Raw genomic sequence first — 23,419 nt, 5'->3', positions numbered from 1 at the left:
TTACTTAATTTTTGGGCCTTATCAATCAGCTTCCTATTATGAACGATCTCATAAGTATGCCCCGGATTTTAATCGTTGAAGATAATGTAAGCCATTCCGTTGCCTTATCCGATTCGCTCCAAAAGGCGGGTTACGAGTACGTTATCATCGCTTCCAGATATGGTGAAGCCCTGACAGCCTTTGAAAATAACGCCATCGATCTGATCATTTTAGATATCGATTTGGGGGGGAGCAAAACGGGGATCGACGTGGCGAGGGAAATTTTGTCCTCCAAAGAAGTACCTATAATCATATTGACGGGAATGGAAGAGGCTGAAGTATATCGAAAGGTTAAGGAGCTGTTTTTACCGGCTGCGTTTTTGATCAAGCCGTTTATAACTAGGAATCTTCCCCACTTGGTAGATTTGACCTGGCAAAATTTTAACAAGGATCGTTTTTCTGGCCAAGCATTTTCGGAGTATTTGTTTTTTACCGTGAACAATTCCATCAGGAAGGTCCTTAAATCGTCCGTTTCGTATATTATAACGGTGAAGGGCCATCATAAGGTCGAAATTTATGAAAGTCACAACAAGGAACCTCTTGTGGTGAATCTGGTTATGAGGCATGTGGCACAATACTTTACGGATTGGAATTTCTTCCGATTGTCCCGTTCGCTAATTGTCAATCTCAACCAGATTAGTCAAATAGAAGACAACGGAATCGTTTTTGAGGGTAGCACGGAGCCATTGTATATTTCCATGCTTAATCGTTCGGATCTGCTCAAAAAAATTCAATTGGCAAAGGGAACCAAAGCTTCAGGTGCTGGTTAATTATGTGTTGCTTGCCATCAAGAGCATGCCCTGATATTAGGGGGTATTTTGACGTTTTTATTTAAATGCGCATTTTTGAGCCTTTAAAAATAACTTCCATCAGCTCATGACAACGACTACGGCCATTAGGATCTTGATGCTAATACTTACCCTGCTGCTTGTTTTTCATTTTGCCATCATCACTCATTACGTTCCTTATGATATTGCTTGGGGAGGGCGGCTCACCACGGATCAGGAGATGTATGTCTTCGAATCTATCTCGATTTTGGCCAACCTATTTTTACCAATTACCTTGGCTGTTAAAGGCCGCTATCTGTCATGGACTTGGAGCAGCACGTTTGTAAACGTGGTACTATGGATTTTCTTTCTTCTTTTTATACTCAATACCATCGGGAATCTCCTTGCAAAGTCCACCTTCGAAAGGGTGTTTTCTGTTCTTACCGCCGTTATGTCTGTGCTGATACGGACAATATTAAGGCCTCGAAAGGGTTAATAGCCTAGCCCACCAATCTTTAAGGACATTTTAGTCATTCATAGGGATATTCGTATAGGTTCGCTTCAGAAGTCCTACTGGGGAACCTAGGCTTATGAGTGCCATTGGGAGAGATCGGAGCGGTGGTATAGAGGTAGAAAACCGTGGGTCGAAGGTTATTTTAAGATTATCATAATTCTTACAGCAGAAAGAAGATGGGGAATTTTGATACTTTTACCAGAACAGCCTTAACAATGTTTAATTTTTCAATCTATTTAGAATGTTATTTCACTACAGTAGACGATTAACTTTTTTTTTTCTGACCACGATCTTGTGGCTAGGTCAGGTATGGCAGCAAGCTTTGTATGCGCAAAGGGAGCAGGTCAATGTGTTTATGGGATCCTCAGGGGACCATGGGCAGGTATCTCCTGCAGCCTCTTCTCCTTTTGGTCAGCTGAGTATATTGCCCAAAACTACCCCGAGTACGCATACTGGATACGAAAAGTTGGCCAAAGAGGTCCATGGGTTTACGCATAACCGGTTTGAAGGCGTAGGCTGCCAGGGAAGTGGCGGGTTGCTTTTGCTCAGGCCGTTTTTGGGAGGGCAGGATACTGGCGAATCCTTGCAGAAGCTGTCGGAAAGTGCAAAGCCTGGTGAATATGGCATCGAATTTGCCAATAAAATAGGAATGAAAGCTACGGTTTATCAGGATTACAGTCTTTCGGAGTATCATTTTCCGTCAGGGCCAAAAGGTTTTAGCATCGATTTGTCCCATGTTTTTCTCAATGCTTTTGTCGCTGAAGAACATACCATCGAAGGAAGCGTACTCTCTGGATGGATCCAGGCCAAAACCACCTGTCAGGCGGGAGTCTATACGGTGTATTACGCTATGGACCTGGGAGCCTCGGCCAAGTGGAAGCAGCAAGGCGAGCATAAGCTAATCGCCAACCTGCCGGCGGCGGCTCGTACTGGGCAGGTAAGGTTGGCCTTTTCGGCCTTGGACCGGGCCTCGGCCGTCAAGAAGCTTCAAAAATGGTCGGGTATTTCCTATTCAGACCTTTTAGCTAAAAGTATCTCGGCATGGAATGAATACCTTGGTGCCATTCAGGTGGAGGGGCCTCAGGAACGCAAATCCTTATTTTATTCCTTGCTATACCGTACCCTACAATCTCCCTATCGAATTTCGGAAGAGGATGGCCGTTTTCGTGGAACCGATGGTAACATCCATACAGCCGATGGACAGCGTTATCATGGATGGGCTATCTGGGATAATTATAAAACCCAACTACCATTGCTCTCCGTTTTGTATCCAGCGCTTTATCAAGATATCACACATTCTGTAGCCAACCTCTATCGCTATGGGAAATATGACTTCGCCGGTCCGCATGAACCTGCCAATTCCGTGCGGACCGAACATGCCTCGGTGGTACTGCTGGATGCGGCTCAAAAGGGCTTAGACATAGACTTTCCGAGTATCCGGGATTCGTTAATGGCCGACACCGCACGGTTCGATTTTTCAAGCCCCGACAAATACCTCGAAGCTTCCTACGATATGTGGACGATGGCTGGGCTGCTTTCTAAGTTTGGCGAAAGGGAGCTTTCTAATCATTTCATGGCTCGCTCACAGACTTACAAGCCACTTTGGTTAAATGAGTTTAAAGACCTGAGTAGGTCGGATGTAGACCGTATGTCGGCTCGGAAGATGTATCAAGGAACCATCCGTCAGTATCGATGGGCGGTACCCTTCGATGTAGCGGGCCTTGTGGAGCTTAGCGGCGGAGAAAAAGCCTTTACCGAACAGTTAGATGAATTTTTTGATGGGTACTATTTCAATCGGGCCAACGAGCCCGACCTGCAGTCGCCCACCCTTTATTATGCCAGCCAAACGCCTTGGAAATACCAGCATCTGGTGCATAAGCTAGCAGTAGATACGGTGGTTCAGTATTATTTTAACAATAATAGTAGGGGCGTAGAGGCACATATCGATCGGATTTATAAGAATGAACCCAAAGCGTACATCCGTACCATGGACGATGACGCCGGGGCGATGTCAGGATGGTTTGTGATGACGGCCCTGGGAATCCAGCAGCCTCTGGTGGGCCAACCCGTATATTATCTGAATGTTCCTTTATTCGAAAAGATTACCATGGGTAAGTCCGCACGCCAATTGGAAATTACCGTTAAGAACTTCTCAGATCAAAATCGGTACATCAGCAAGGTGGTACTAAACGGTAAAGACTTGAATCGTCTTTGGTTGACGCACCAGGAATTGGTATCGGGTGGAAAGCTCGTGATAGAAGCTTCTGCTAAGCCCAGTACCTATGGTTCCGAAAATAGGTGGTTAGGAGGGCAAGAGTAGGAGGTAATCTGGAGGGCTTTGCTTTAAGTACAGCTCATGTCCTAGGCCGGGTCTACCATAATAGCGCTTAAAATATAGGTCCCATTTGGTGGGCTCCCGGTATGCTGGAGCCCACCAAATAGATGGCTAATCGTAAAAGCCCTGCTAGGTACTTGTCATGCTAGAGAAGAATGTAGATCCATATTTGGGTTCCTCGATCAAATAGGTCTTATCCACATACAATGCCCACCCCCAGGGGCCATTTTTGCCTTGACGACCGCACCATTTTTTACTTTGCCCGTGCGTACTTGGTAGGCTTCCGGGTTGGTTTTGCCATGCGTCTTGGGGCTGTCTTCATAATACGTTACCTGATATTCCTGGTTCGGTTGTAGAAAGTCGAGATTAATCTCTAGCGTCCCCCCTTGTTGATTATGAACGGACCCGACAAACCAGCTCTCCCCTTGTCGACGGGCGGTGGTGATATACGTGTCCATTTTAGCATGAAGGACCCGGCTTTCGTCCCATTTTCCTACGGGTTGGTTTTGAATAAACTCAAAAAGATCGGCTTTTTGTTCATACGCCTCGGGGGCATCGGGAATACATACCAATCCACTATGAATGATAAGGGTTCGAGCCGCCTCTGCTACCACCGTCGAAATGTAGGAGTTGAGTTCTTTTGGACCCTTTTGCCTGAGTCCTTTATTGATTCCCGTCAAATCAAAATTGCCATTATTCATATCCAATGGGCCCTGAATGGCGTTAATCATGGCCATTCTTAGGAAGGTTTCGGGCGTGAAGGCCTTTCGGGAATCTTGCTGGGCATGGCAATACTCTCGGGTAATGGCATTGGGGTAAGTTCTTTCTACGCCGGTCATGGGGACGGGGCTATCATGAAAGTCGATCATCAGTTGATTTTCTGCGCTCGCCTTTATCGCTTCCCTGGTAAAGGGGACGTTTTCGCCCATAAAACCGTATTTAATGCCTTTCATGCCCAAGGATTGGTAATAGGAATAAAGTTGCTCATCTCCATACTCTCCATGTCTGCGGTCATAATAGAGCAATAGTTCAACTCCTTTTTTTGCTGCGTATTCAATGACCTTAGGAAGGTCTAGCTGATCCGAATACTCGAAATGTCCTTTACTGGCCTTTTTGTACCAAGAGTCGTCGATCAAAAAATACTCAATCCCCTTTTTGGCAGCGAAGTCAATAAAACGGAAGTAACTTTCCGTGTCTATGCCATAGGTGAACCCTCCCTCGGTGCTAAAGCCATGTACCCTCCAGTCCCAGAGGGTCTTACCGGGTTTGATCCAGGATGGGTCTTTTAGCTGCAGCGGAGAGGCCAGGTTCAGCGGAACGGTGTTGGTGACCAGATCTCCCATTTTTTCGTTGATCAAGATCACCCTCCAAGGAGTAATGGTCTTTTTATCGATGAGTTCAATTTTATTGGAGGCAACCAAAGAGCTTTTACTGGCGCTATAGGTCAACTGTATTACTTCGAAGCCAGGAGCCGAAGCCAAGTCGGACTCCAGTATGGAAAGGTAGGGGCGTTTGGTTTCAATTAGGATAGGCATCCTTAGCTTGGGGGGGATTTGGGTAGTTGCTAAATCGGCCAGCGACAGAGGACCTAAAGGGGGCTTCTCTCCATTGGGACAATACAAGGCATCGGTTTCTGCCAGGTTATATTCGCAATAAAAATTTCCTTTAGTCCCTGGTTCGTAGTTCTCTAGTATAAATCTAAATCCTACCCCATGGTCGTATACCCTGGCAATCAGTTGTGCGGTAGCGCCTCCAAGTTGTAGGTCGAGGATCAGTTCCTGGTGATGGTCGGTAATTTGGCTGAATTGCCCCCATACCGGTTTCCAGGTGGCTTTTACAGAATTGCGCCGGACCTCGGTGACCTTGGTCCTGGTGTTGGGGAGGATGGATAGCTCAGACGGGCTTATCACCAGACTGTCTTTCCAATGCACCGAATAGTAGAATATTCCCTCCTTATTCTCTATGTGAACCGATGTGTTTCCATTGGGTGAGCGCACTTCGTACGCATACAGATTATGCATGCAGCCAATAAATAGGATTATCATCCTAATCAAGGTCCCCGGGTGGGTGGTTTTAAATTTGATGGCGTATTTATTCATATTTTATAGGGATAGGAGCTGCTTTACTAGTTTGCTGAAATAGCTTAAGAAAGGGAGAGGGTTGGTCTACCCATCGTTTTGTTTTTTTTTGCAATTCACTGATTGAAATAAATGCTTCAATAGTAAAAAACTGTGGTGAAAGATTCTTTCTGACTCAAGGGCTGTGAGTCCATAGGAGCCCCCTTTATCATTGAAGTTTTGGTTAAAATGCAGGGTATAATGCCACAAGAAGAGTTGCCTGGACGTACAGAGAAGTAACGCGGTGGATGGTATGTTTTTGAGTAAACCCCCTTCACCATACTACTTCCTGTTAAAGAAGAAAGTGGGTGGGCCTGATCCTTCCCTTTCTCCTACATGAACAGGGATACTCGTATTACAACACAATAAAAATTACTATTATGCAGCGCATACTCGTTTCAATCATCCTTATTTCTACCTTATCCTTATTCTATTGTAAAAATAACACAGCGGACGATGAGATGGAGCTTCTGGCTTATACTGGCACCGGGTCGGTGACAAAGGGGATAGGGACCACGACCATTAAAACCCTCTATAGCTGTGCTGGAGGAAGGGCAACCTCCGTAGGTACCATCCATTCGGCCGATGGCAAAACCTGGACGGTGCCCGCTGAAACCAATTTCGGGTCGGCAGCTGTGCTTGCTGATTTGTATAATGAATGTAATGGAAATACGCCGTCGTCACTGGCCCAGGTAGATACGGCTTCGGTCCCCTTAAAAGTAATTGATGAAGATGGGGAGATCATAACCGGCTATATATATGGGGACAATTATTATGAACTGTATGTAAACGGTACATTAGTAGGGGTCGATGCCGTACCTTTTACCCCATTCAATTCCAGTTTTGTAAAGTTTAAGGCGAAACGTCCCATTCAGTACGCACTTAAAGTGGTGGATTGGGAAGAAAACTTGGGGATTGGTACGGAGGCAAACTTGGGCAATGCAATTTATCCGGGCGATGGGGGCTTTATTGCCAGTTTTAGTGACGGCACCGTGACGGGGCCCAATTGGAAGGCCCAAACCTTTTATATAGCGCCCTTAGCGGATGCGGGCTGTGTGGTAGAATCGGGGAATGAACGACTTTCCTCTGACTGTGTTGATAGCCCGCCCACCGCAGCCGAGGCCTATGCCTTGCATTGGGAGGTCCCCTCCACCTGGTATGGCACTAGCTTCGACGATACAACCTGGCCGGCCGCTCACGTATTTTCCGAAGCTACCGTGTCTCCAAAAGTTGCTTTTACTCGTTTTGCAGATCAGTTTGCAGGCGCTCAGTTTATATGGTCGTCCAATCTCATTTTGGATAACCTGGTTTTACTGCGATACACTGCCGAATGAACCTGCCCTTATAGATGAATTAAAAGAAACGGATAACAAGCTCTTTGTTGATCCGTTTCTTTTTACTTCTTGGTCCTAAATACTTTAATATCTTATTCTTTGATCTTCAAAACCGAGTAGTAAGCGGGCTTGGGATTGTAATCCCGGTCGAAGAGGAGGGGGTAATTCGTACGGTTTTTGATAGGCCATTCATTGAGCCAGGATTGGCCGTCGTTGACACCCCAAAAGGTAACCCGGCTGATCTTATCCTTATGCTTCAGGAATAAGCGGAAAAGTCCTTCATAACGTAGGGATAAAGCTTGCTGCACCGAATCGGGTAAGGATTTCTGATAGGGGTTCAAATGGGGATCTTCACTGAAATTTTGATTCACATCGGCTCCATTTAGTTTTTGAGGTGAGGGGAGCACCGAAATGTCCAGTTCTGTAAAGGCTACCTTCACGCCCAATTTCGAAAATTCCAGGATAGACTCTTCAATGTCCTTCAGGTTTTGTTGGTGGAGTCCCCAGTGTCCCTGTATGCCCACACCATCAATTTTCACCCCATTGTCTTTCAGTTTTTTTATGAGTGCTATTGCTCCTTGGCGTTTTTCAGGTCGTTCTATGCCATAATCATTATAATAGAGTGCTGCATGAGGATCGGCTTCGGCGGCCCACTGAAAGGCCTGTTGAATATAGTCCTCGCCTAGCAGCTTCAGAAAAATACTGTTACGTAGCGTACCATCTTCATGGAGTGCCTCATTGAGCACGTCCCAGCTGTCTATTTTACCAGCATAGCGCCCGGCTACCGTTTGGATATGCTCCTTCATAAACTTTCGTAAGGAATCGGCATGGTTCATCCGCTGAACAAACCGTGGCAATTGAGAGTGCCATACTAGGGTGTGCCCTACGGTATACAGCTGGTTTTTCTGACCATAAGCTACGTATCGATCAGCTGCTTCAAAATTATACCGCCCCATTTCCGGATGAATAGGTCCCGATTTCAGGACATTTTCTGGGCTAATGGCATTGAACTCCCTCTTGATAACCGTATTCGCTTTCTCATTTCTTTCAAAAATATGCTCGGTCCCCAAGGCCGTTCCTATCAGAAAATCGGGCTCAAACGCGCTTTTTAATGAAGTCTGTTGGCCTTGACCATGTACCCGAAATAGGGTAAGCCATACTAAGATGGGTAACCAGAAAAGCCTATTTTTTAGAAAAAATTTGAGCATTATAATGGTACGTTTATAGACGATGGTATTTTAAATATTTAAAGTTACAGTATTCTTATAATTTTTTATTTTCAAAGTGGCTATGGCCCCACAGAAGCCTACCTGCAGCCTCCGACCAATAGGGGAGTGCGCAAGTTTTTAATGATTTAATAATATCAATTTTTTTCGATTTTTCAAGTATAACGATAGCTTTCCTCTTTCTCGATTTATATAACTTCTTGTTTTTTAGGTCAAGTTAAAATTTTAGTTAATTGGGGGCAGAAAATAAATAATACAAAATTGGCTAGTCCTTTTTGGAGCATATGCAGTAGTACTTTGGAACAATAACCACAATTTAACATGACAATAAAGGGACCAACTCGAAAGGTGACGAATCGATGTTTTGCTAAAACGATTAAGTTGCTTTTCTTCTATCTAATGATTAGTCCATTCTCTTGGGCCAATGACCCAGTAAATGCGACTGCGCTGGGTTACCCAGAAGCTATTTTAAAAGAAGAACTCGCGGAGGAAACCATTACCGGGCAAGTGCTTGATGAAAGTAACAATCCATTACCTGGGGTGAACATTTTAGTAGTGGGTACACAACGTGGTACGAGCACGGATGCGTCGGGTAAGTTTAGCATCAGTGTTCCTGAATCGGCGACAACTTTACGATTTTCTTTTATTGGCTATCAAAGTCAAGATGTGCCACTTTCTGGCCTCAGCACTATTAGTATTAGCATGAAGCCCGATATTAGCGCTCTTAAAGAAGTGGTAGTGGTGGGTTACGGAACTCAGGAAAAAGAAGATGTAACTGGAGCAGTTTCGTCTGTAAAGGGTTCTGATTTTGAAAATTTACCTACTGGAGGAGCACAACAAGCTTTACAAGGTAGAGCCGCGGGTGTCAACGTAGTACGGAATGGTGGAGCACCAGGAGATGCGGGGTCTATTCAGATCCGCGGTTTTGGAACCGTCAATAATGCCGATCCCTTGGTGGTGATTGACGGGGTGCCTAGTGGATCGATGAATGATATAAATCCCAATGATATAGCGTCGATGGAGATTTTAAAAGATGCTTCTGCCTCGGCAATATATGGTACCAGAGCAGCCAATGGCGTAATCCTGATTACTACCAAAAGAGGAGGCTTCGATAGCCCCGTAAAGCTTACGGTAAATGGATACGTGGGGGTGACTAATCGCATGAAGATCTTAGACGTGTTGGATGCGCCAACTTATGCATCTATTAAGCGCGAGGCCTATTCCAACGATGGGTTGCCTATCCCTTCTATTTGGGAAGATACCCAATATCAAACTCAAAAGACCAACTGGCAGGACGAACTCTTGCAACAAGGTACTACCCAGAACTATGACGCTTCCATTCGTGGAGGAGGAAAATATTCTTCTTTTGCCATATCGGGAGGCCTTTATAATGAAAAGGGAATCATAGGCAAGTCCAACTATAAGCGGTATAACTTGCGCATCAATACGGATCATAAAATTGGGAAGCGGATTAAAATTGGACAAAATTTTCAGTTTACCAATAGCCATAATAACGCCCCCAACACGACTTCCTCACAAACGGGTCTATTGTGGTCGGCCATTCGGTTTCATCCGGGCTTGCCCGTTAAGAATGACGACGGCACTTACAGCTCCAATAAAGGTATAGGTGCCTTCGGCGATATCAACAACCCTATTTATACGGTGGATGTACAGGACCTGGACAATGTAAGGAATCGATTTTTGGGTAATTTTACGGGGGAAGTAGAGTTGGCTAAGGGATTGAAATTGAAGGGGAATATTGCTACCGATGCAACCTTTGCCAATAGCCGCAGTTTTGATGTGAAGGTTACCGACCAATTTCGATCGACTTCTTATAATGAGCTTAATGTTTCAAACAGTAAGACCTGGTCTTTCTTGCAAGAATACTTCCTAAATTATGATACCAATTTCGACCAACATAGTCTGAACTTGGTAGGGGGATATACCTCGCAAACCTTTAACTACGAATTTGCAAAGCAAAGAGGAAGAGACTTCGCCAGCGAAGAGCCCTCATTGCGCTATATGAATTATGCGGGAACCATAGCCTCCTTAGGTAATGACAATGGCGGTAAGAGCTACGACGCCCTGCAGTCATTTTTTGGAAGGGTTAATTATTCCTTTATGGATCGCTATTTGGTCACTGCCACGTTCAGAAGTGACGGTTCCTCCAAGTTTGCCGAAGGCAATCGCTTTGGTTATTTTCCGGCTTTCTCGGTGGGTTGGCGACTATCGGAAGAGAATTTCGTTAAGAATGCCTTGCCTTTCGTAAGCAATCTTAAAATTACAGGTGGTTGGGGACGGTTAGGGAATCAGAATGTTTCCTCCCTACAGTATCTGGCCCTGATCAACTCGTCGTATCGCTATGCCTTTGGCGACGGCAATCCACAGAATGAAATCTCGGGTGCCGCACAAAGCAAGCTTCCTAACACCAAAATAGGATGGGAAACGGCCGAGATGACCAATATTGGCTTAGAAGCGGGGTTATGGAAGAATGCAGTTTATTTTACCTTAAACTATTTTATCAAGGATACCAAGGACATGTTATTGTCGCCCCCCTCTTTGGGAACGATAGGGACTGCTGATATCCCTGATCAAAACATAGGCCAACTGCGTAACCAAGGGTTTGAAATGGAGGCGTCCTACCGTAAGTCGATAGGCGACTTTTCTTTCAATATTGGTGCTAATGCGGCATTTATCAAGAACCGTATCGTAAAATTGGCCACTCCGGGGGCCTTCCTCGCCTCACAACTCTATGGCCGCGGCCAGCAGGAGATCGTACGCTCCTATGAGGGTAATCCATATGGGACCTTCTACGGATACCAGACCGATGGGATCTATCAAAATCAAACAGAGATTGATTCCGATCCTAATTTGGCCAATGACTCCCGACGTACCGACGGACAAATTGTTGCTGGAGACGTTCGGTTTGTCGATTTAAATGGAGACGGGGCCATCACCGATCAAGATCGTACTATTTTGGGTAGCCCTCAGGCCAAAATTAACTATGGGGTAAATGCCGGCATGACCTATAAAGGCTTCGATTTTAATTTGTTTTTTGTAGGAGTTGGAGGAGTGTCTATCTATAACGCCGATCGTATGCAAGGCCTGGATGCTAGCTATCCTTTTAACCTGTATGCCGAGGCCGAAAACCGTTGGCATGGAGAGGGCACTAGCAATAGCGTTCCTAGGGTGTCTACCTTAAATGCGAATAGAAACTTTAGACCTTCCGACCTATTTGTAGAAAAGGGCGACTTCCTTAGATTGAAAAACTTGACCCTTGGATACACCATCCCGAATTCGGTACTTGAAAAGGTGAAAATAGCTCAGGCAAGATTTTACATCACCGGCCAGAACCTAATAACCTTTACAAAATACTCAGGTATGAATCCCGAGCTGGGGTATATTGGTAGCACTGGTGGGGGGAGTTACCGACAGCTCAATGTCGATTATGCTCAGTATCCACAGGCTAGAACCTGGACCTTAGGAGCTACCATCTCCTTTTGATTGAAATTCGGTTTTTACCAAAAAGAAATGATGATATGAAAAAGAAAATAATATTAGCGAGTATGTCGCTATTACTCGTGATGAATGCCTGTAAGGTGGATCTTTTAGATACCACTCCTTATGGACAGGTTACCTCACAGCAATATTGGCGTAACGGCGACGACGTTGTGGCGGCCACCAATGCGGTTTACGCCCCCTTATTGGAGGAAGATGGCTTTGCCCATACCGAATACTGTTTCGACAATTGCTCCGATGATATGCATAGGGCAGGGGACCATTCCGACGAAACGGCCCTGGAACTCTTTACTTTCGATGCTTCCAACTCCCACCTTTTGGCGACTTGGGCCACCAAATATGAGGTCATCTCTAGGGCCAATGCCGTGTTGATCAACGCTCCTAAAGTAGATATGGACGAGACGCTCCGTAACAGGAGTATGGGGGAAGCCTATTTCTTGAGGGGTTTTGTATATTGGCGCTTATCGCTCATCTATGGTGAAGTACCCATCCTCCTAGAAGAAGATGCCATAAACCTGAATTTTAATAAGCCCAAATCGTCCTTTGAAGAGGTACGTGCACAAGCCGAAGCGGACTTCCTAAAGGCAGCTGAGTTGTTGCCCGTGTCGCATGCTGCAGCCGAGGCTGGCAGGGTTACCCAAGGATCGGCCAATGGCTTTCTGGCCAAATTGTACGTATATAATGAAAATTGGGCTAAGGCTATTGAGTATGCCGATAAGGTAATTGGCAATGGAGCCTATACCCTGGCTGCTAATTTCAACGAGAATTTCGAACTGGAAACTGAGAATAACCCCGAGGTACTTTTTGCCTTGCAGTATGAAACGGGATGGACGGCCGACAATTCACCCGCATTCTACCATACGCCTCAGGCCTATGGCGGCTGGGGGTTTCATGAGCCCATCGAGGATTTGGTGGAAGAGTTTGAAGAGGGCGACCCCCGTAGGGCTTATTCTATCTATGCACCCGGCGACCCCGTTACCAGAGGCAGCCAGGGAACGGAGCCTTTTGAAGCGGACATGACCAGAGTAACAGGGTATGCCTTCCGGAAATACTCCGCCTATACCGATGCGGGTGATATGAGCCAGAGTCTTAATGCTCCTTTCCTAAGAGTGGCCGATGTGTATTTGTTAGCGGCAGAAGCCAAGATACGCTCGGGTCAAAATGGTGATGTAGAATTGAACATGGTACGCGCGAGAGCCGGACTGGATCCAATTGCAGGGGCTACCATCGAGGATATTATGCATGAAAGAAGGGTGGAACTTGCTGGTGAAAACGAAAGACACCAAGACTTGATGCGTTGGGACAAAGGTGGAATCCTGGATATATCGGCCCATTACAGCATAGACAGAGGTCCATATAAGCCAGGCAGAAACTTTGTGAAGCCGAAGCATTATTATTTCCCCTTGCCACAACGGGAAGTAGACTTAAGTAATGGTGTTTTGGTTCAAAACCCTAATTATTAAATTTCCTTCCTAGCTTGGCATAGAACCATTGGACCATTGTTCAATGGTTCTATGCATTTTAACGTAAATTAGCATATGAACTTTAACTCAATATGCGATAGGCTTAAGGCCTTTGGACTCGCCGTTCTGCTCTTTATAGCCTGTAACGGCTGCAGGCCCAACCGCCATGCGGCCATCGCTGGTACTTGGCAGACCGACTCGATAAGCACATTTGTAAACGGGCTCACACGGACCAATAACGTCTTCGACGCTCACTGGTCACTTTTTGAATATCGTGCCGATGGCACCGTTCTCGAAAGAAGAAAGCAACAATTTAGGACCTATAACTACCATTTCGTAAGCCAAGATACATTAGCATATCAAGATTCTACCGGTACCACCATTGGGACCTATCAGATCCTGAAGCTTGACGAGGAGCGATTGGTACTAAAAAAGAATCAAAAATCATTTTTGCCCGGGGCGAACCAAGAGTTATATGAAGTCCGCTATTTTTCAAAGCAAAAACAAGAGTAATTTCAATGACGCGAATCAACCTGGGCCTATTTGTTGCGATTGTATCGCTTCTGGCTTCCTGCACGAGGGAGCCGGATACCTTATTCCAAATCGTACCTTCTAGCCATAGCGGAATCACCTTCAGTAACCAACTCGAAGAATCGGAGGAATTGAATATTCTTTCTTACGAATATCTTTATAATGGGGGAGGGGTCGGGATTGGTGATATCAATAACGATGGACTGCCCGACGTTTTCCTAGGGGGAAATATGACGGCAAGCCGGCTCTATCTCAATAAGGGGAATCTACAGTTTGCCGATATTACTGAGTCGGCTCATATAGAATTACCCGGCGACTGGGCACGGGGAATTGCCATGGTGGACATCAACGCCGATGGCTATTTGGATATATATGTATGCCGTTCTGGTCCCGATAAGCTTACTGGTCGAGCTTTGTCCAACTTATTATTTATTAATCAAGGAGATCTTACCTTTAAGGAAGAAGCCGAGCAATGGGGCCTGGCCTATGCAGGTAACACGACCCAAGCCGCATTTTTCGACTACGACCGCGATGGGGATTTGGACGTGTACCTGACCAATAATGTGATGGACTACCAAGGGCCTAATACCATCAGGCCCAAGCGAATTGATGGTTCCGCTCCGGGAACCGATCGGCTTTTTAAGAATAATGGGGATAATTCATTTACAGACGTCTCCAAAGAAGCCAATGTCCTATCTGAAGGCTATGGCTTGGGTATCGCTGTTGTGGACATCAATTCTGACGGCTGGCCCGACCTGTACGTCTCTAACGATTATGTTACCAACGATCTGCTCTATATCAATCAGAAAAACGGAAGTTTTGAGAATCAGATCGATCGTTACTTGAAGCATCAAAGCTACTCTGCCATGGGCAACGACGCCGCCGATATCGATAACGACGGGCTGGTAGACCTACTGACGGTCGATATGAAACCCTTCGATAACGAGCGCTGGAAGAATATGTTTGGACTCATGAATTACGACCGATTCCTCTCCGAACAAAAGGTAGGGTATCAGCCACAGTTTATGCGCAATACGCTCCAACATAACGAAGGTTCCAAGCCAGGGTCCGACGAGCCCGTATTTGCGGAACTCGGCCGCATCGCAGGGCTAGATGCTACCGACTGGAGCTGGGCTCCGCTTATGGCCGACTTCGATAACGATGGCCTTCGCGACGTGCTGATTACCAATGGCTATCCGAGGGATATTACCAACCGCGATTTTGTGACTTTTCGAATGGCGAATATGCATTCTGCCAATCGTGCTAATATTTGGAAAGAATTGCAAAAAGTATCTGGAGCCTCCGTTCCAAATTTCCTTTACAAAAATAATGGAAATCTAACCTTTACCGATCAGACCCAGGCCTGGGGATTTGAGCGCCCGTCCTATTCCAATGGGGTGGCTTATGGCGATCTGGATTTGGATGGGGACTTGGATGTGGTAGTCAATAATATTAACCAAGAGGCGTTCTTGTACCAAAACACCAACGACCAGCAGGCTGCTTCCCACTATCTAAGAATTAGTCTTCGCGGTAACGGAGCCAACCCCCAGGGCCTGGGTGCTAAGGTATGGATTTACTCGAACGGGGAGGTTCGTTTCGCCGAAAATTATCCCTATAAAGGCTTTCAGTCAACGGTCGAACATGTCCTTCATTTTGGCCTAGGGAGCGCTCAAGAAGTGGATTCGGTGAAGGTTGTCTGGGCCGACCAAAAGGTCCAAAGGATCGGAAAGGTGGGGGCCAATCAGGTATTGAACCTGGACCAAAAAGACGCTGTGGAGCTAATAGAGGACAAAGATCCCGAAGCCCCCCTGTTTACGGAGACTGTTGGCCATGGGATAGATTTTCTGCATGAAGACCCACTCTATATCGATTTTAAAGTGCAGCCCTTATTGCCCCATTTGCTCAGCCAAAATGGTCCTGGACTTTCGGTAGGGGATTTGAATGGGGATGGCCTCGACGATTTTTTTGTTGGAGGGGGCTTTCGGCAATCGGGTGTATTATTCTTTCAAAAGGCCGACCAAACCTTCTCGAAACGATTGTTGACTGAACAAACGAAGTTTGAGGAGGATATGGGCTCCTTGCTATTCGACGCCGATGGGGACGGGGATCTAGACCTGTATATTGTGAGCGGCAGCAGCGAGTTCCCCGAGGGAAGTCCGTACTATCAGGATCGACTCTATACAAACGATGGGGCCGGTAATTTTACCTTGTCGAAAGGGGCTTTACCCAGAATGCTGGGGAGTGGCTCCGTGGTATCGGCCACCGATTTTGACCAAGATGGAGATCTCGACCTTTTCGTGGGTGGACGACTCGCTCCGGGACAATACCCAAATCCTGGTGAGAGCTATTTGTTGCGCAACGATGGTGGACGGTTTACCGATATTACCGACAGCCAGGCCTTGGGCCTTAAAAGGATAGGCATGGTATCGGCCGCCATATGGACCGATTATGATGGAGATGGATGGGAGGACTTGCTACTTGCAGGAGAGTGGATGCCCATTACGGTGTATAGAAACAACAAGGGAACCTTTGAAAATAGAACCGAAAAGCTGGGGCTCTCTCAAAGCGGCGGCTTATGGAACAGCTTGGCAGCGGCCGATTTCGATGAGGATGGCGATATGGACTATGTACTGGGAAATCAAGGCTATAATAGCGATCTGAAGGCGAACCTAAAGCGACCAGTGACATTATGGGCCAAAGATTTTGACGGTAGTGGCACCATGGATCCGGTGATTACCAGCATGATAGGAGCGAAGCATTACCCCATTCATCCACGTGATGAAATGATCAGTCAAATGAATTTCTTAAAAAAGCGATTCGTTTATTATGCCGACTATGCGAATGCGGATATTTCCAAAGTATTTAGTGCCGAGGAACTTAAAGGGACGCATCAGTATCGTTATGAGGTTTCGGCTTCCGTACTATTGATCAATGATGGGAGTGGGAAGTTCGACATCACTCCGCTTCCTCGCCACGCCCAAATAGCCCCGGTGTACGGCCTATCGGTGGCCGACCTGAACCTGGATGGTCATATGGATATCGTGTTAGCCGGCAACAGCCGTGCTACCGAATCGATAGGGGGGTATATGGACGCTCTGAACGGCATGCTGCTCCTGGGCGACGGGAAGGGTAATTTTGATATTGTCAGTAGGGCAAAAAGTGGATTATACCTTCCGGGCGATGTGAAGGGAATGGCCTTGGTGACCCTTGGAACATCCGATAGGCTTTTGTTGGTCGCTCAAAATAAAGAATGGTTAAAGACCTATAAGGTTTCGGATGGCAGCCGAACAATAACTTTGATGCCTAGTACCGATGATAGGGCCTATACCCAGGTAGATAAAGCAGGTAAGGTTACCTATCATGAACTAGGATATGGCTCGGGGTATCTCTCCCAAGCTACTCGAAAAATTGTGGTGGATACCAGCAGGATTAAGACCGTGGTCATGAGCGACTACCAGAACCATAAAAGGCAGGTATATCCCAAAATAAGTGATTGAGCGAATGGGTTAGAGCCGTCAAAAAAGTATGGGGCACCGTTGGGCTGTATTCCGGTCGGTTGAATACCGGACACTGGCTGTACCTAAAATGCATTTGGATAGGCCCTATCACGTGTTGAACCAGGATAGCGGAAGGGTCCATAATACGATTCGTCAGGCGGATAGGTGCTCGGAAGTAGGATAAGTTGTTTGGATAAAAAGGAAATGGTACCTTTTCAGATAAAAGACCCTGGCACCAGCAGGTAAGGGCCTATTAATATTCATTTACGAAAAAATAATATGATCATTCTTGCTAAGATTTTGGTAGGGCTTATTGCCCTAGAACATCTGTATATCATGTATATGGAAATGTTTGCCTGGGAAACCCTGGGGAAGAAGACCTTTAAGGGGGCGTTGCCGGACGCACTTTTTGGTCCTACTAAGTCTATGGCGGCCAACCAAGGCGTATACAATGGTTTTTTGGCTGCGGGCCTACTCTGGTCACTTCTAATTGAGGATCCACAATGGCGCATTTATATCGCTCAATTCTTTTTGGCCTGTGTGGTGGTGGCGGGTGTATATGGATCGTTGACGGCCAGTAAAAAAATATTCTTCGTTCAGGCTTTGCCCGCCATAATAGCTCTGCTAGTCGTATGTTTTAGTGCCTGATTTACTCCAAAAGAAAAAAACACCCCATCCATCATTCGGACGGGGTGTTTTGTAACATACCAGGGTTTATTTATTAATAGCCAGGGTTTTGTGTAATATTCGGATTTTGGTCGATCACGTTCTGAGGAATTGGATTCATATATTGTTTTGGAAGGAAGCTAACGTTGTATTTTACCTCCTCTTCAACGCTATACACCCATTTGCCCGAATTGTTGGCGGGTACTGTATTGCGGATCACCATATTATGACGAGGCTTGCCCATGGTTTCTGGCATAATAGCCCATCTCTTGCTGTCGAGGAATCGTTTGTCCTCGAAGCACAGTTCTACCCTTCTTTCACGCCGGATGGCCTCCCGCATCTGAGCTTTGGTCAGACCGGTAGTAAGGTCGGGCAATTTCGAACGCTTACGGATCTTGTTAATCGCCTCATATACGGTAGCATCGGGTCCTGACGCTTCGTTTTGTGCTTCGGCATAATTGAGCAATATCTCTGCATAGCGATAAAACACATAGTTCTGGCCGCTGGCGTCGTTGCCTGGTGCCGCGTCGGGATTTAACCTTTTGCGCTGGTAGTATCCTGAGTCACCTACATCCGTCTTACCGGCCAGGTCTATCTGGTTGGTACGGTCAGGATTTGGGTAGGTTAGGTCGATACGGGTATAAATGGTGTCGGCACGTGGCATCCAGTCCAGTTTGTAGGGTGCTCCATCGTACACGATGAAATCATAAAAGCGCTGTTCCCGGTTTTTGTAAGGATTCTGCGGATCGTATCCCGAAGTAGGGTCGGTGATGGGTTTTCCATTGGCCATGGCAAACTGATCGACTAGCTCCTGCGTAGGGTTATAATTCCCCCAGGTTTGGTATTCGCCCAAAACATAGGTGGGGCCTCCGCGACGTTCATAGCTGCCGCCCATTCCCGATACGTTGGCTACCACTTGTCTGTCCCAGATTACCTCCGAGTTGTATTCGTTGCTGACCCTCCAAAAATTGGCCAAGTCCTCGAAAAGACTATAAGCTTGACCATTTCCGTAAAGATCTATAAACTTCTTATTGGTAGCGGCCGCTTTGGTCCAACGGGTGGCGTCTTCATTTCCAAAATGAACGAATTTGCCTGGATCTGGTAGGTAGGGTGTAGCGGTATTGAATAATGGGCTTGCACCAAACAGCTCTATCGATCCCTTAAGTGCCAAGGCAGCTCCAAGGGTTGCTCTTCCAGCATCTTTGTCGGAGGCGTTGTACTTTACTGGCACGGCGGCGTTATTAACAATTTCCTCCAGTTCGCCTACGATGAAGTCGAAGGTCTGCTGAAAGGTAGCCCGAGGCGTTTGGAGTTCCGTTTCAGACATGGTGGAGCGGTCGAGGGGTTGGGTAATGATCGGTAGCCCACCCACATGAACGAAAAATTCGCTATAGAAAAACGCTCTAAGGAAACGGGCTTCATCGAGGCGTTTATTGAAATAAGCCTCCGAATAATTGGCTTTGTTTTCAGTAATCTTCTGAATGAAAGTATTGCACTTCCGCACCTTTACAAACAACTTTTCCCAGGTATACCCATAAGTGGGGCCGTAGGTGCCTCCCCATGGACTGTCGTTGCTGGAACCTGGTACAATACATACCCCTTGCCGCCAGTTGGAGGCCGTATAGTAGTGGCTAATATTATAGTCGTCCGTATAATAATCCAGGGTTTCTGACTGGTTTAATTTATTAGGAATCTCACTATATATATCATTCAGAAATACATCGGCATTAGTTTCTGACTGCCATTGGGTTTGATCCGTCAAGTTCGACTTATTGATGTTCTCTAAAAAGTCGTCGGTATTGCAGGAGGCCGAGGCGAAGAGCAACATCAGGCTCATCGCGGTGGCTGTATAGGTCTTAAATTTTAATTTCATGATCTAAATATTTTTCGCTTTTAAAAAGTAAGGTCGATGCCAAAAGTCGTGGCTTTCATCACAGGGTAGGCCGTCTCACGATCAGAATACCCCATTTCTGGATCAACATGCTTTAAACTGCTGATTGTAAATAAGTTTTGAGTGACCATATATACCCGGGCAGAGCTCATTTTTAGCTTGTTTAGGATGTTCTTGGGGATGGTATAGCCTAGGCTAACGGTCTTCACACGTAGGTAACCCGAATTAGCCCACCAAAAATCGGAATCCTTGGTGTTGTTGGCATAGGGTGCAGGAGTAGCACGAGGGTATTTGGCATTTTGGTTCTCGGGAGTCCACCTGTTGTTGAAGTACTCGTATCCCGTGTTGGAGCCGTTATTTTCGAAAGGAACTGTTTGAAACTGACGTATGTTGATGCTCGATTTGCCAGCACCTTGCATAAATACGGTAAGATCGAACCCTTTCCAGTTTACGCTAGGAGTAAGTCCATAAGTAAGCGCAGGATATACCGGGTGGCCGATTACGGTAAGGTCATCGTTATTGATGATGCCATCGGGGACCCCGTCTGGACCACTCAAATCGGCATACTTCACATCACCTGGGTGTAATACCCCAAACTGAGTTACGTTATAGCCGTCGTTGGTATCGATTACTCCATCTCCGTTTACATCGTCAGAGGTCTGGAACAGTCCCAGGGATTGGAAGCCATAAGGCGTTCCAAATGAGCGATTTAACTTGGTACGATTAGGGTTGTTTTTTTCCGCATCGGTTTGGAACACTTCTAACATCCTGTTTTTGGCATAACTCACATTGGCGTTAACAGAAAAATCGAAATCATTTGAAATTCGCTTCCGAGTGCCCAGGTTAAGCTCGAATCCACGGTTGGTCATTCTTCCTTTGTTTTCCTGAGAAAGGGAAAGGCCATATTCTACAGGTAAAGTTACTTGTGGGGCCAAGAGCATTCCAGTACGATTTTCGTAGAAGAAGTCAAATTCGGCCGTCAGCAATGAGTTAAGCATACTTAAGTCGAAACCGATATCGGTTTTGGTCGATATCTCCCAAGTGATATTGGGGTTGGCTTCGCGAGGAACCCGTGAGGCCTGAACCAAGGTTCCGTTGCCAAAGGCATAGGCACCTCCACGGAGATTATACCCCGATTGGTATTGAAAGGCACCCCCAGCTAGCATACCGGCCTTTCCCCAGGAACCACGTAGCTTTAGTTCGTCTACAGCATGAATATTCTTCATGAAATCCTCTTCAGACAGGCGCCAAGCGGCAGAGAAAGCGGGGAAATACCCCCAACGCTTACCAGGAGCGAAGTAATAGTGGCCATCGTAACGTCCTGCTGCTTCTACGATATACTTGTCTTTATAGGTGTAGCCAAGTCGGTATACATAGCCCATTTCACTTCCCGTGTAAGAACTTCCTGAGTTATCATAGTCTAGCTTATCTGAGCTACCAAAACTAATTTCATCGATTCCGATGGCAAAGTTATTACGGCGAGTCCACATCGTATCGCCTTTGGTTTGGCGCACTTCCATTACAGCCAAACCGGTAATGGCATGGTGCCCAAAGGTACGGTTGTAGTTCAAGTACCCTTGGTAGGTATAGTTGGTTCTACGGTTATTCTCCAATGCCAACCAGCGGTATGGCTTTCCATTTCCTTCTTGTAAGGAAACCGCTTCGGTGTAAGTATATGGTTTTTGCGATAGGTCTATTTTATGGTAGATAAAGGGTTCATGCCATGACTTAATGTTGGTTTGAGAAGGGTCATAACTAAATACTCCTTTGACGCTTAATCCCTTGGCTATTTGTTGCTCAATAAAAAGGCTTCCAAGCAAGGTGTTACCATTGGTTCTTTTATAACCATTCGAGTTCAGTACACCGACCGGCGTGTTAGCCGAGGATTCTCCCCATTTATCGCCTTCGGGATATATGAGACTCTGAGTGGGTAAGAATTTATAAAAACTCCGGAAAAGGTGCCCAGAAGTAGATTCGTCGGCATCGATGTCCTTGGTATTTTCAATACTTCCAAAGAGGGTCATCCCCACTTTGGTGGTTTTGGTAGCCGCCATTTCTAAGCTGAGGTTATAATTATAACGGTCATAGCTTACTGGGTCAAAGATACCCTGTTGGCCAAAGTAGCCTATTCCTGCATGGTAGGTGACGTTTTCATTTCCACCGCTAAGCTCTAAATTGTGGTTCTGTACAGGAACGTTTTTATTGAATACATCCAGGAAGTTAGCATTGGGGTATTTCCAGGGATCTTCTTGATGTAGCTGCTCATAATTGGCAATTAGGTCTGGATCGTTGGGCAAGGCGGTCCCGCCAGGAGTCTGATTCAAATACGCCTCGTTCTGCAAGGTCATATAGTCCTTGGCTCCCAATACTTTAGGTAAATAGGTAGGGTTCTGAAATCCATAGGAACTGCTCACGCGCAATTGAGGCTTGCCCGATTTTCCTTTTTTAGTGGTAATCAGTATTACCCCGTTGGCTCCTCCGATCCCATAGGGGGCTACCGCTGCCGCATCTTTTAGAATGGTGATGGTTTCGATACTCGCTGGGTCTATCTGGCGAATATTGTCCCGTCTTACCCCATCTACTACCACCAAAGGCTTGTTGTTTCCGGTGGTTACGATGCCTCGAATATGAATATCCGGATCGTCCTTACCGGGTTGCCCCCCATTGGGCCGCATACTTACACCAGCTACTCTACCCGCTAGAGATTGTGAAATGTTAGGGGCAGGAACCTGGGCGATCGCATCTCCTTTAATGGCACTAATCGAACCCGTAACGGTGGCTTTTTTCTGGGTACCATACCCTACTACCACGATCTCCGAAAGGGCTTTGGTGTCAGGCTCGAGCTGGACGTCTATTTTGGAGGCGTTGCCCACCGGCATCTCCTTGGGCATGTAGCCCACAAATGAGAATACAATGGTGGCATTTTCATTCTCTACATCCAGATTGAATACCCCATTTACATCCGTTGAGGTCCCTCTAGTAGTCCCTTTAATGGTAACATTCACCCCAGGAAGTAAGTTGCCTTGCTCATCCTTTACGGTTCCAGTTATTTTCTTTTCGGTAGCCCTTTTAAGGCTTTTACCTGTCTCTAAGACCTCCGGCTCGGGAGCAGCCCATAAAGGAGCAGACAGGGTTGAAAGTGTCATTAACTGTATTAGTGACACTTTAAAAATTTGACGTACTTGTCTCTTCATGGTAAACTTGATTTGATGAATGATAAACTATTGAAATTCTACAGACCCAACTGAAATGACTGAATAGGGTCATTTTTAACGGTATTTTTCCGTTAAAAAATCAAATTATTCATTGAATGGAACAAAGCTAGGGAAAAAATGTAATATGTCAATACGACAATTAAAATAAATATTAATTGAAGGTTAATTTATTGACTTATTCCTATTTTTGATGGTGAGAACGAAGGAGTTCGGGTCAAAATATGCACAATAAGAAGCAACCAGAATTCTACTAATGGCTCTCTTATTGTCCTTTTCTGGGCATAAATAGGATTTGTTATTTCCTT

Annotated in this window: 13 protein-coding genes; 9 read left to right on the top strand and 4 right to left on the bottom strand. The window is 46.0% G+C overall.

Features of this window, described 5'->3' with window-relative positions; translation table 11 throughout:
- Positions 1-38 precede the first annotated feature (38 nt).
- The 3 genes from CLV98_RS14245 to CLV98_RS14235 all read left to right on the top strand — a co-directional run bounded on the left by CLV98_RS14245 (position 39) and on the right by CLV98_RS14235 (position 3,640).
- Positions 39-809: a response regulator transcription factor gene (locus tag CLV98_RS14245; protein ID WP_109675048.1), complete on the top strand. Its 771-nt coding sequence runs from the start codon at positions 39-41 to the stop codon at positions 807-809.
- Between the two features lie 106 nt (positions 810-915).
- Positions 916-1,302, top strand: a complete 387-nt coding sequence (locus CLV98_RS14240) for a hypothetical protein (RefSeq protein WP_109675046.1) — start codon at positions 916-918, stop codon at positions 1,300-1,302.
- A 310-nt stretch (positions 1,303-1,612) separates the two neighbouring features.
- Positions 1,613-3,640 (top strand): glycoside hydrolase domain-containing protein, encoded by a 2,028-nt coding sequence (locus CLV98_RS14235; protein WP_211320042.1) that lies wholly within the window; start codon positions 1,613-1,615, stop codon positions 3,638-3,640.
- A gap of 197 nt (positions 3,641-3,837) precedes the next feature.
- On the opposite strand, the gene CLV98_RS14230 is transcribed toward CLV98_RS14235, so the two are convergent.
- Complete coding sequence (locus CLV98_RS14230) at positions 3,838-5,754, bottom strand: glycoside hydrolase family 97 protein (protein ID WP_229203379.1); 1,917 nt, start codon at positions 5,752-5,754, stop codon at positions 3,838-3,840.
- 398 nt (positions 5,755-6,152) lie between these two features.
- On the opposite strand from CLV98_RS14230, the gene CLV98_RS14225 reads away from it, so the two are divergent.
- Entirely contained in the window at positions 6,153-7,106 is a 954-nt protein-coding gene (locus tag CLV98_RS14225; protein WP_109675042.1) for a hypothetical protein, read from the top strand.
- Between the two features lie 92 nt (positions 7,107-7,198).
- Here CLV98_RS14225 and CLV98_RS14220 read toward each other — a convergent pair whose 3' ends face one another.
- Positions 7,199-8,314: an endo-1,4-beta-xylanase gene (locus CLV98_RS14220; RefSeq protein ID WP_109675040.1), complete on the bottom strand. Its 1,116-nt coding sequence runs from the start codon at positions 8,312-8,314 to the stop codon at positions 7,199-7,201.
- A 417-nt stretch (positions 8,315-8,731) separates the two neighbouring features.
- Between CLV98_RS14220 and CLV98_RS14215 the strand changes: the two genes are divergently transcribed.
- The 5 genes from CLV98_RS14215 (at position 8,732) to CLV98_RS14195 (ending at position 17,990) form a co-directional block, all read left to right on the top strand.
- A complete protein-coding gene (locus CLV98_RS14215) occupies positions 8,732-11,836 on the top strand; it encodes a SusC/RagA family TonB-linked outer membrane protein (protein ID WP_229203378.1) in 3,105 nt (1,034 codons plus the stop codon).
- A gap of 35 nt (positions 11,837-11,871) precedes the next feature.
- Positions 11,872-13,314 (top strand): RagB/SusD family nutrient uptake outer membrane protein, encoded by a 1,443-nt coding sequence (locus CLV98_RS14210; protein ID WP_109675286.1) that lies wholly within the window; start codon positions 11,872-11,874, stop codon positions 13,312-13,314.
- Positions 13,315-13,389: 75 nt separating this feature from the next.
- Positions 13,390-13,827: a hypothetical protein gene (locus CLV98_RS14205; RefSeq protein WP_109675036.1), complete on the top strand. Its 438-nt coding sequence runs from the start codon at positions 13,390-13,392 to the stop codon at positions 13,825-13,827.
- A gap of 5 nt (positions 13,828-13,832) precedes the next feature.
- Positions 13,833-17,342, top strand: coding sequence for a VCBS repeat-containing protein (locus tag CLV98_RS14200; protein ID WP_109675034.1), 3,510 nt, complete (start codon positions 13,833-13,835; stop codon positions 17,340-17,342).
- A 279-nt stretch (positions 17,343-17,621) separates the two neighbouring features.
- Complete coding sequence (locus CLV98_RS14195) at positions 17,622-17,990, top strand: DUF1304 domain-containing protein (protein ID WP_109675032.1); 369 nt, start codon at positions 17,622-17,624, stop codon at positions 17,988-17,990.
- Between the two features lie 73 nt (positions 17,991-18,063).
- Here CLV98_RS14195 and CLV98_RS14190 read toward each other — a convergent pair whose 3' ends face one another.
- Positions 18,064-19,881 carry a RagB/SusD family nutrient uptake outer membrane protein gene (locus CLV98_RS14190; protein WP_109675030.1) on the bottom strand — a complete coding sequence of 606 codons (1,818 nt, stop codon included), beginning with the start codon at positions 19,879-19,881 and terminating at the stop codon, positions 18,064-18,066.
- Between the two features lie 20 nt (positions 19,882-19,901).
- Entirely contained in the window at positions 19,902-23,093 is a 3,192-nt protein-coding gene (locus CLV98_RS14185; protein ID WP_229203377.1) for a SusC/RagA family TonB-linked outer membrane protein, read from the bottom strand.
- Positions 23,094-23,419 lie beyond the last annotated feature (326 nt).

Source organism: Dyadobacter jejuensis (genome assembly GCF_003149085.1).
Classification (GTDB): domain Bacteria; phylum Bacteroidota; class Bacteroidia; order Cytophagales; family Spirosomataceae; genus Dyadobacter; species Dyadobacter jejuensis.
Note: the sequence above shows the minus strand (reverse complement) of the source record. Positions and strands in the feature narration are given on the sequence as shown.

Excerpts from the sequence above, each read along its gene's own strand:
- CLV98_RS14245 (WP_109675048.1), top strand. The coding sequence starts at position 39 with ATGAACGATCTCATAAGTATGCCCCGGATTTTAATCGTTGAAGATAAT.
- CLV98_RS14240 (WP_109675046.1), top strand. The coding sequence starts at position 916 with ATGACAACGACTACGGCCATTAGGATCTTGATGCTAATACTTACCCTG.
- CLV98_RS14230 (WP_229203379.1), bottom strand. The coding sequence starts at position 5,754 with ATGAATAAATACGCCATCAAATTTAAAACCACCCACCCGGGGACCTTG.
- CLV98_RS14225 (WP_109675042.1), top strand. The coding sequence starts at position 6,153 with ATGCAGCGCATACTCGTTTCAATCATCCTTATTTCTACCTTATCCTTA.
- CLV98_RS14220 (WP_109675040.1), bottom strand. The coding sequence starts at position 8,314 with ATGCTCAAATTTTTTCTAAAAAATAGGCTTTTCTGGTTACCCATCTTA.
- CLV98_RS14215 (WP_229203378.1), top strand. The coding sequence starts at position 8,732 with ATGATTAGTCCATTCTCTTGGGCCAATGACCCAGTAAATGCGACTGCG.
- CLV98_RS14210 (WP_109675286.1), top strand. The coding sequence starts at position 11,872 with ATGAAAAAGAAAATAATATTAGCGAGTATGTCGCTATTACTCGTGATG.
- CLV98_RS14205 (WP_109675036.1), top strand. The coding sequence starts at position 13,390 with ATGAACTTTAACTCAATATGCGATAGGCTTAAGGCCTTTGGACTCGCC.
- CLV98_RS14200 (WP_109675034.1), top strand. The coding sequence starts at position 13,833 with ATGACGCGAATCAACCTGGGCCTATTTGTTGCGATTGTATCGCTTCTG.
- CLV98_RS14195 (WP_109675032.1), top strand. The coding sequence starts at position 17,622 with ATGATCATTCTTGCTAAGATTTTGGTAGGGCTTATTGCCCTAGAACAT.
- CLV98_RS14190 (WP_109675030.1), bottom strand. The coding sequence starts at position 19,881 with ATGAAATTAAAATTTAAGACCTATACAGCCACCGCGATGAGCCTGATG.
- CLV98_RS14185 (WP_229203377.1), bottom strand. The coding sequence starts at position 23,093 with ATGAAGAGACAAGTACGTCAAATTTTTAAAGTGTCACTAATACAGTTA.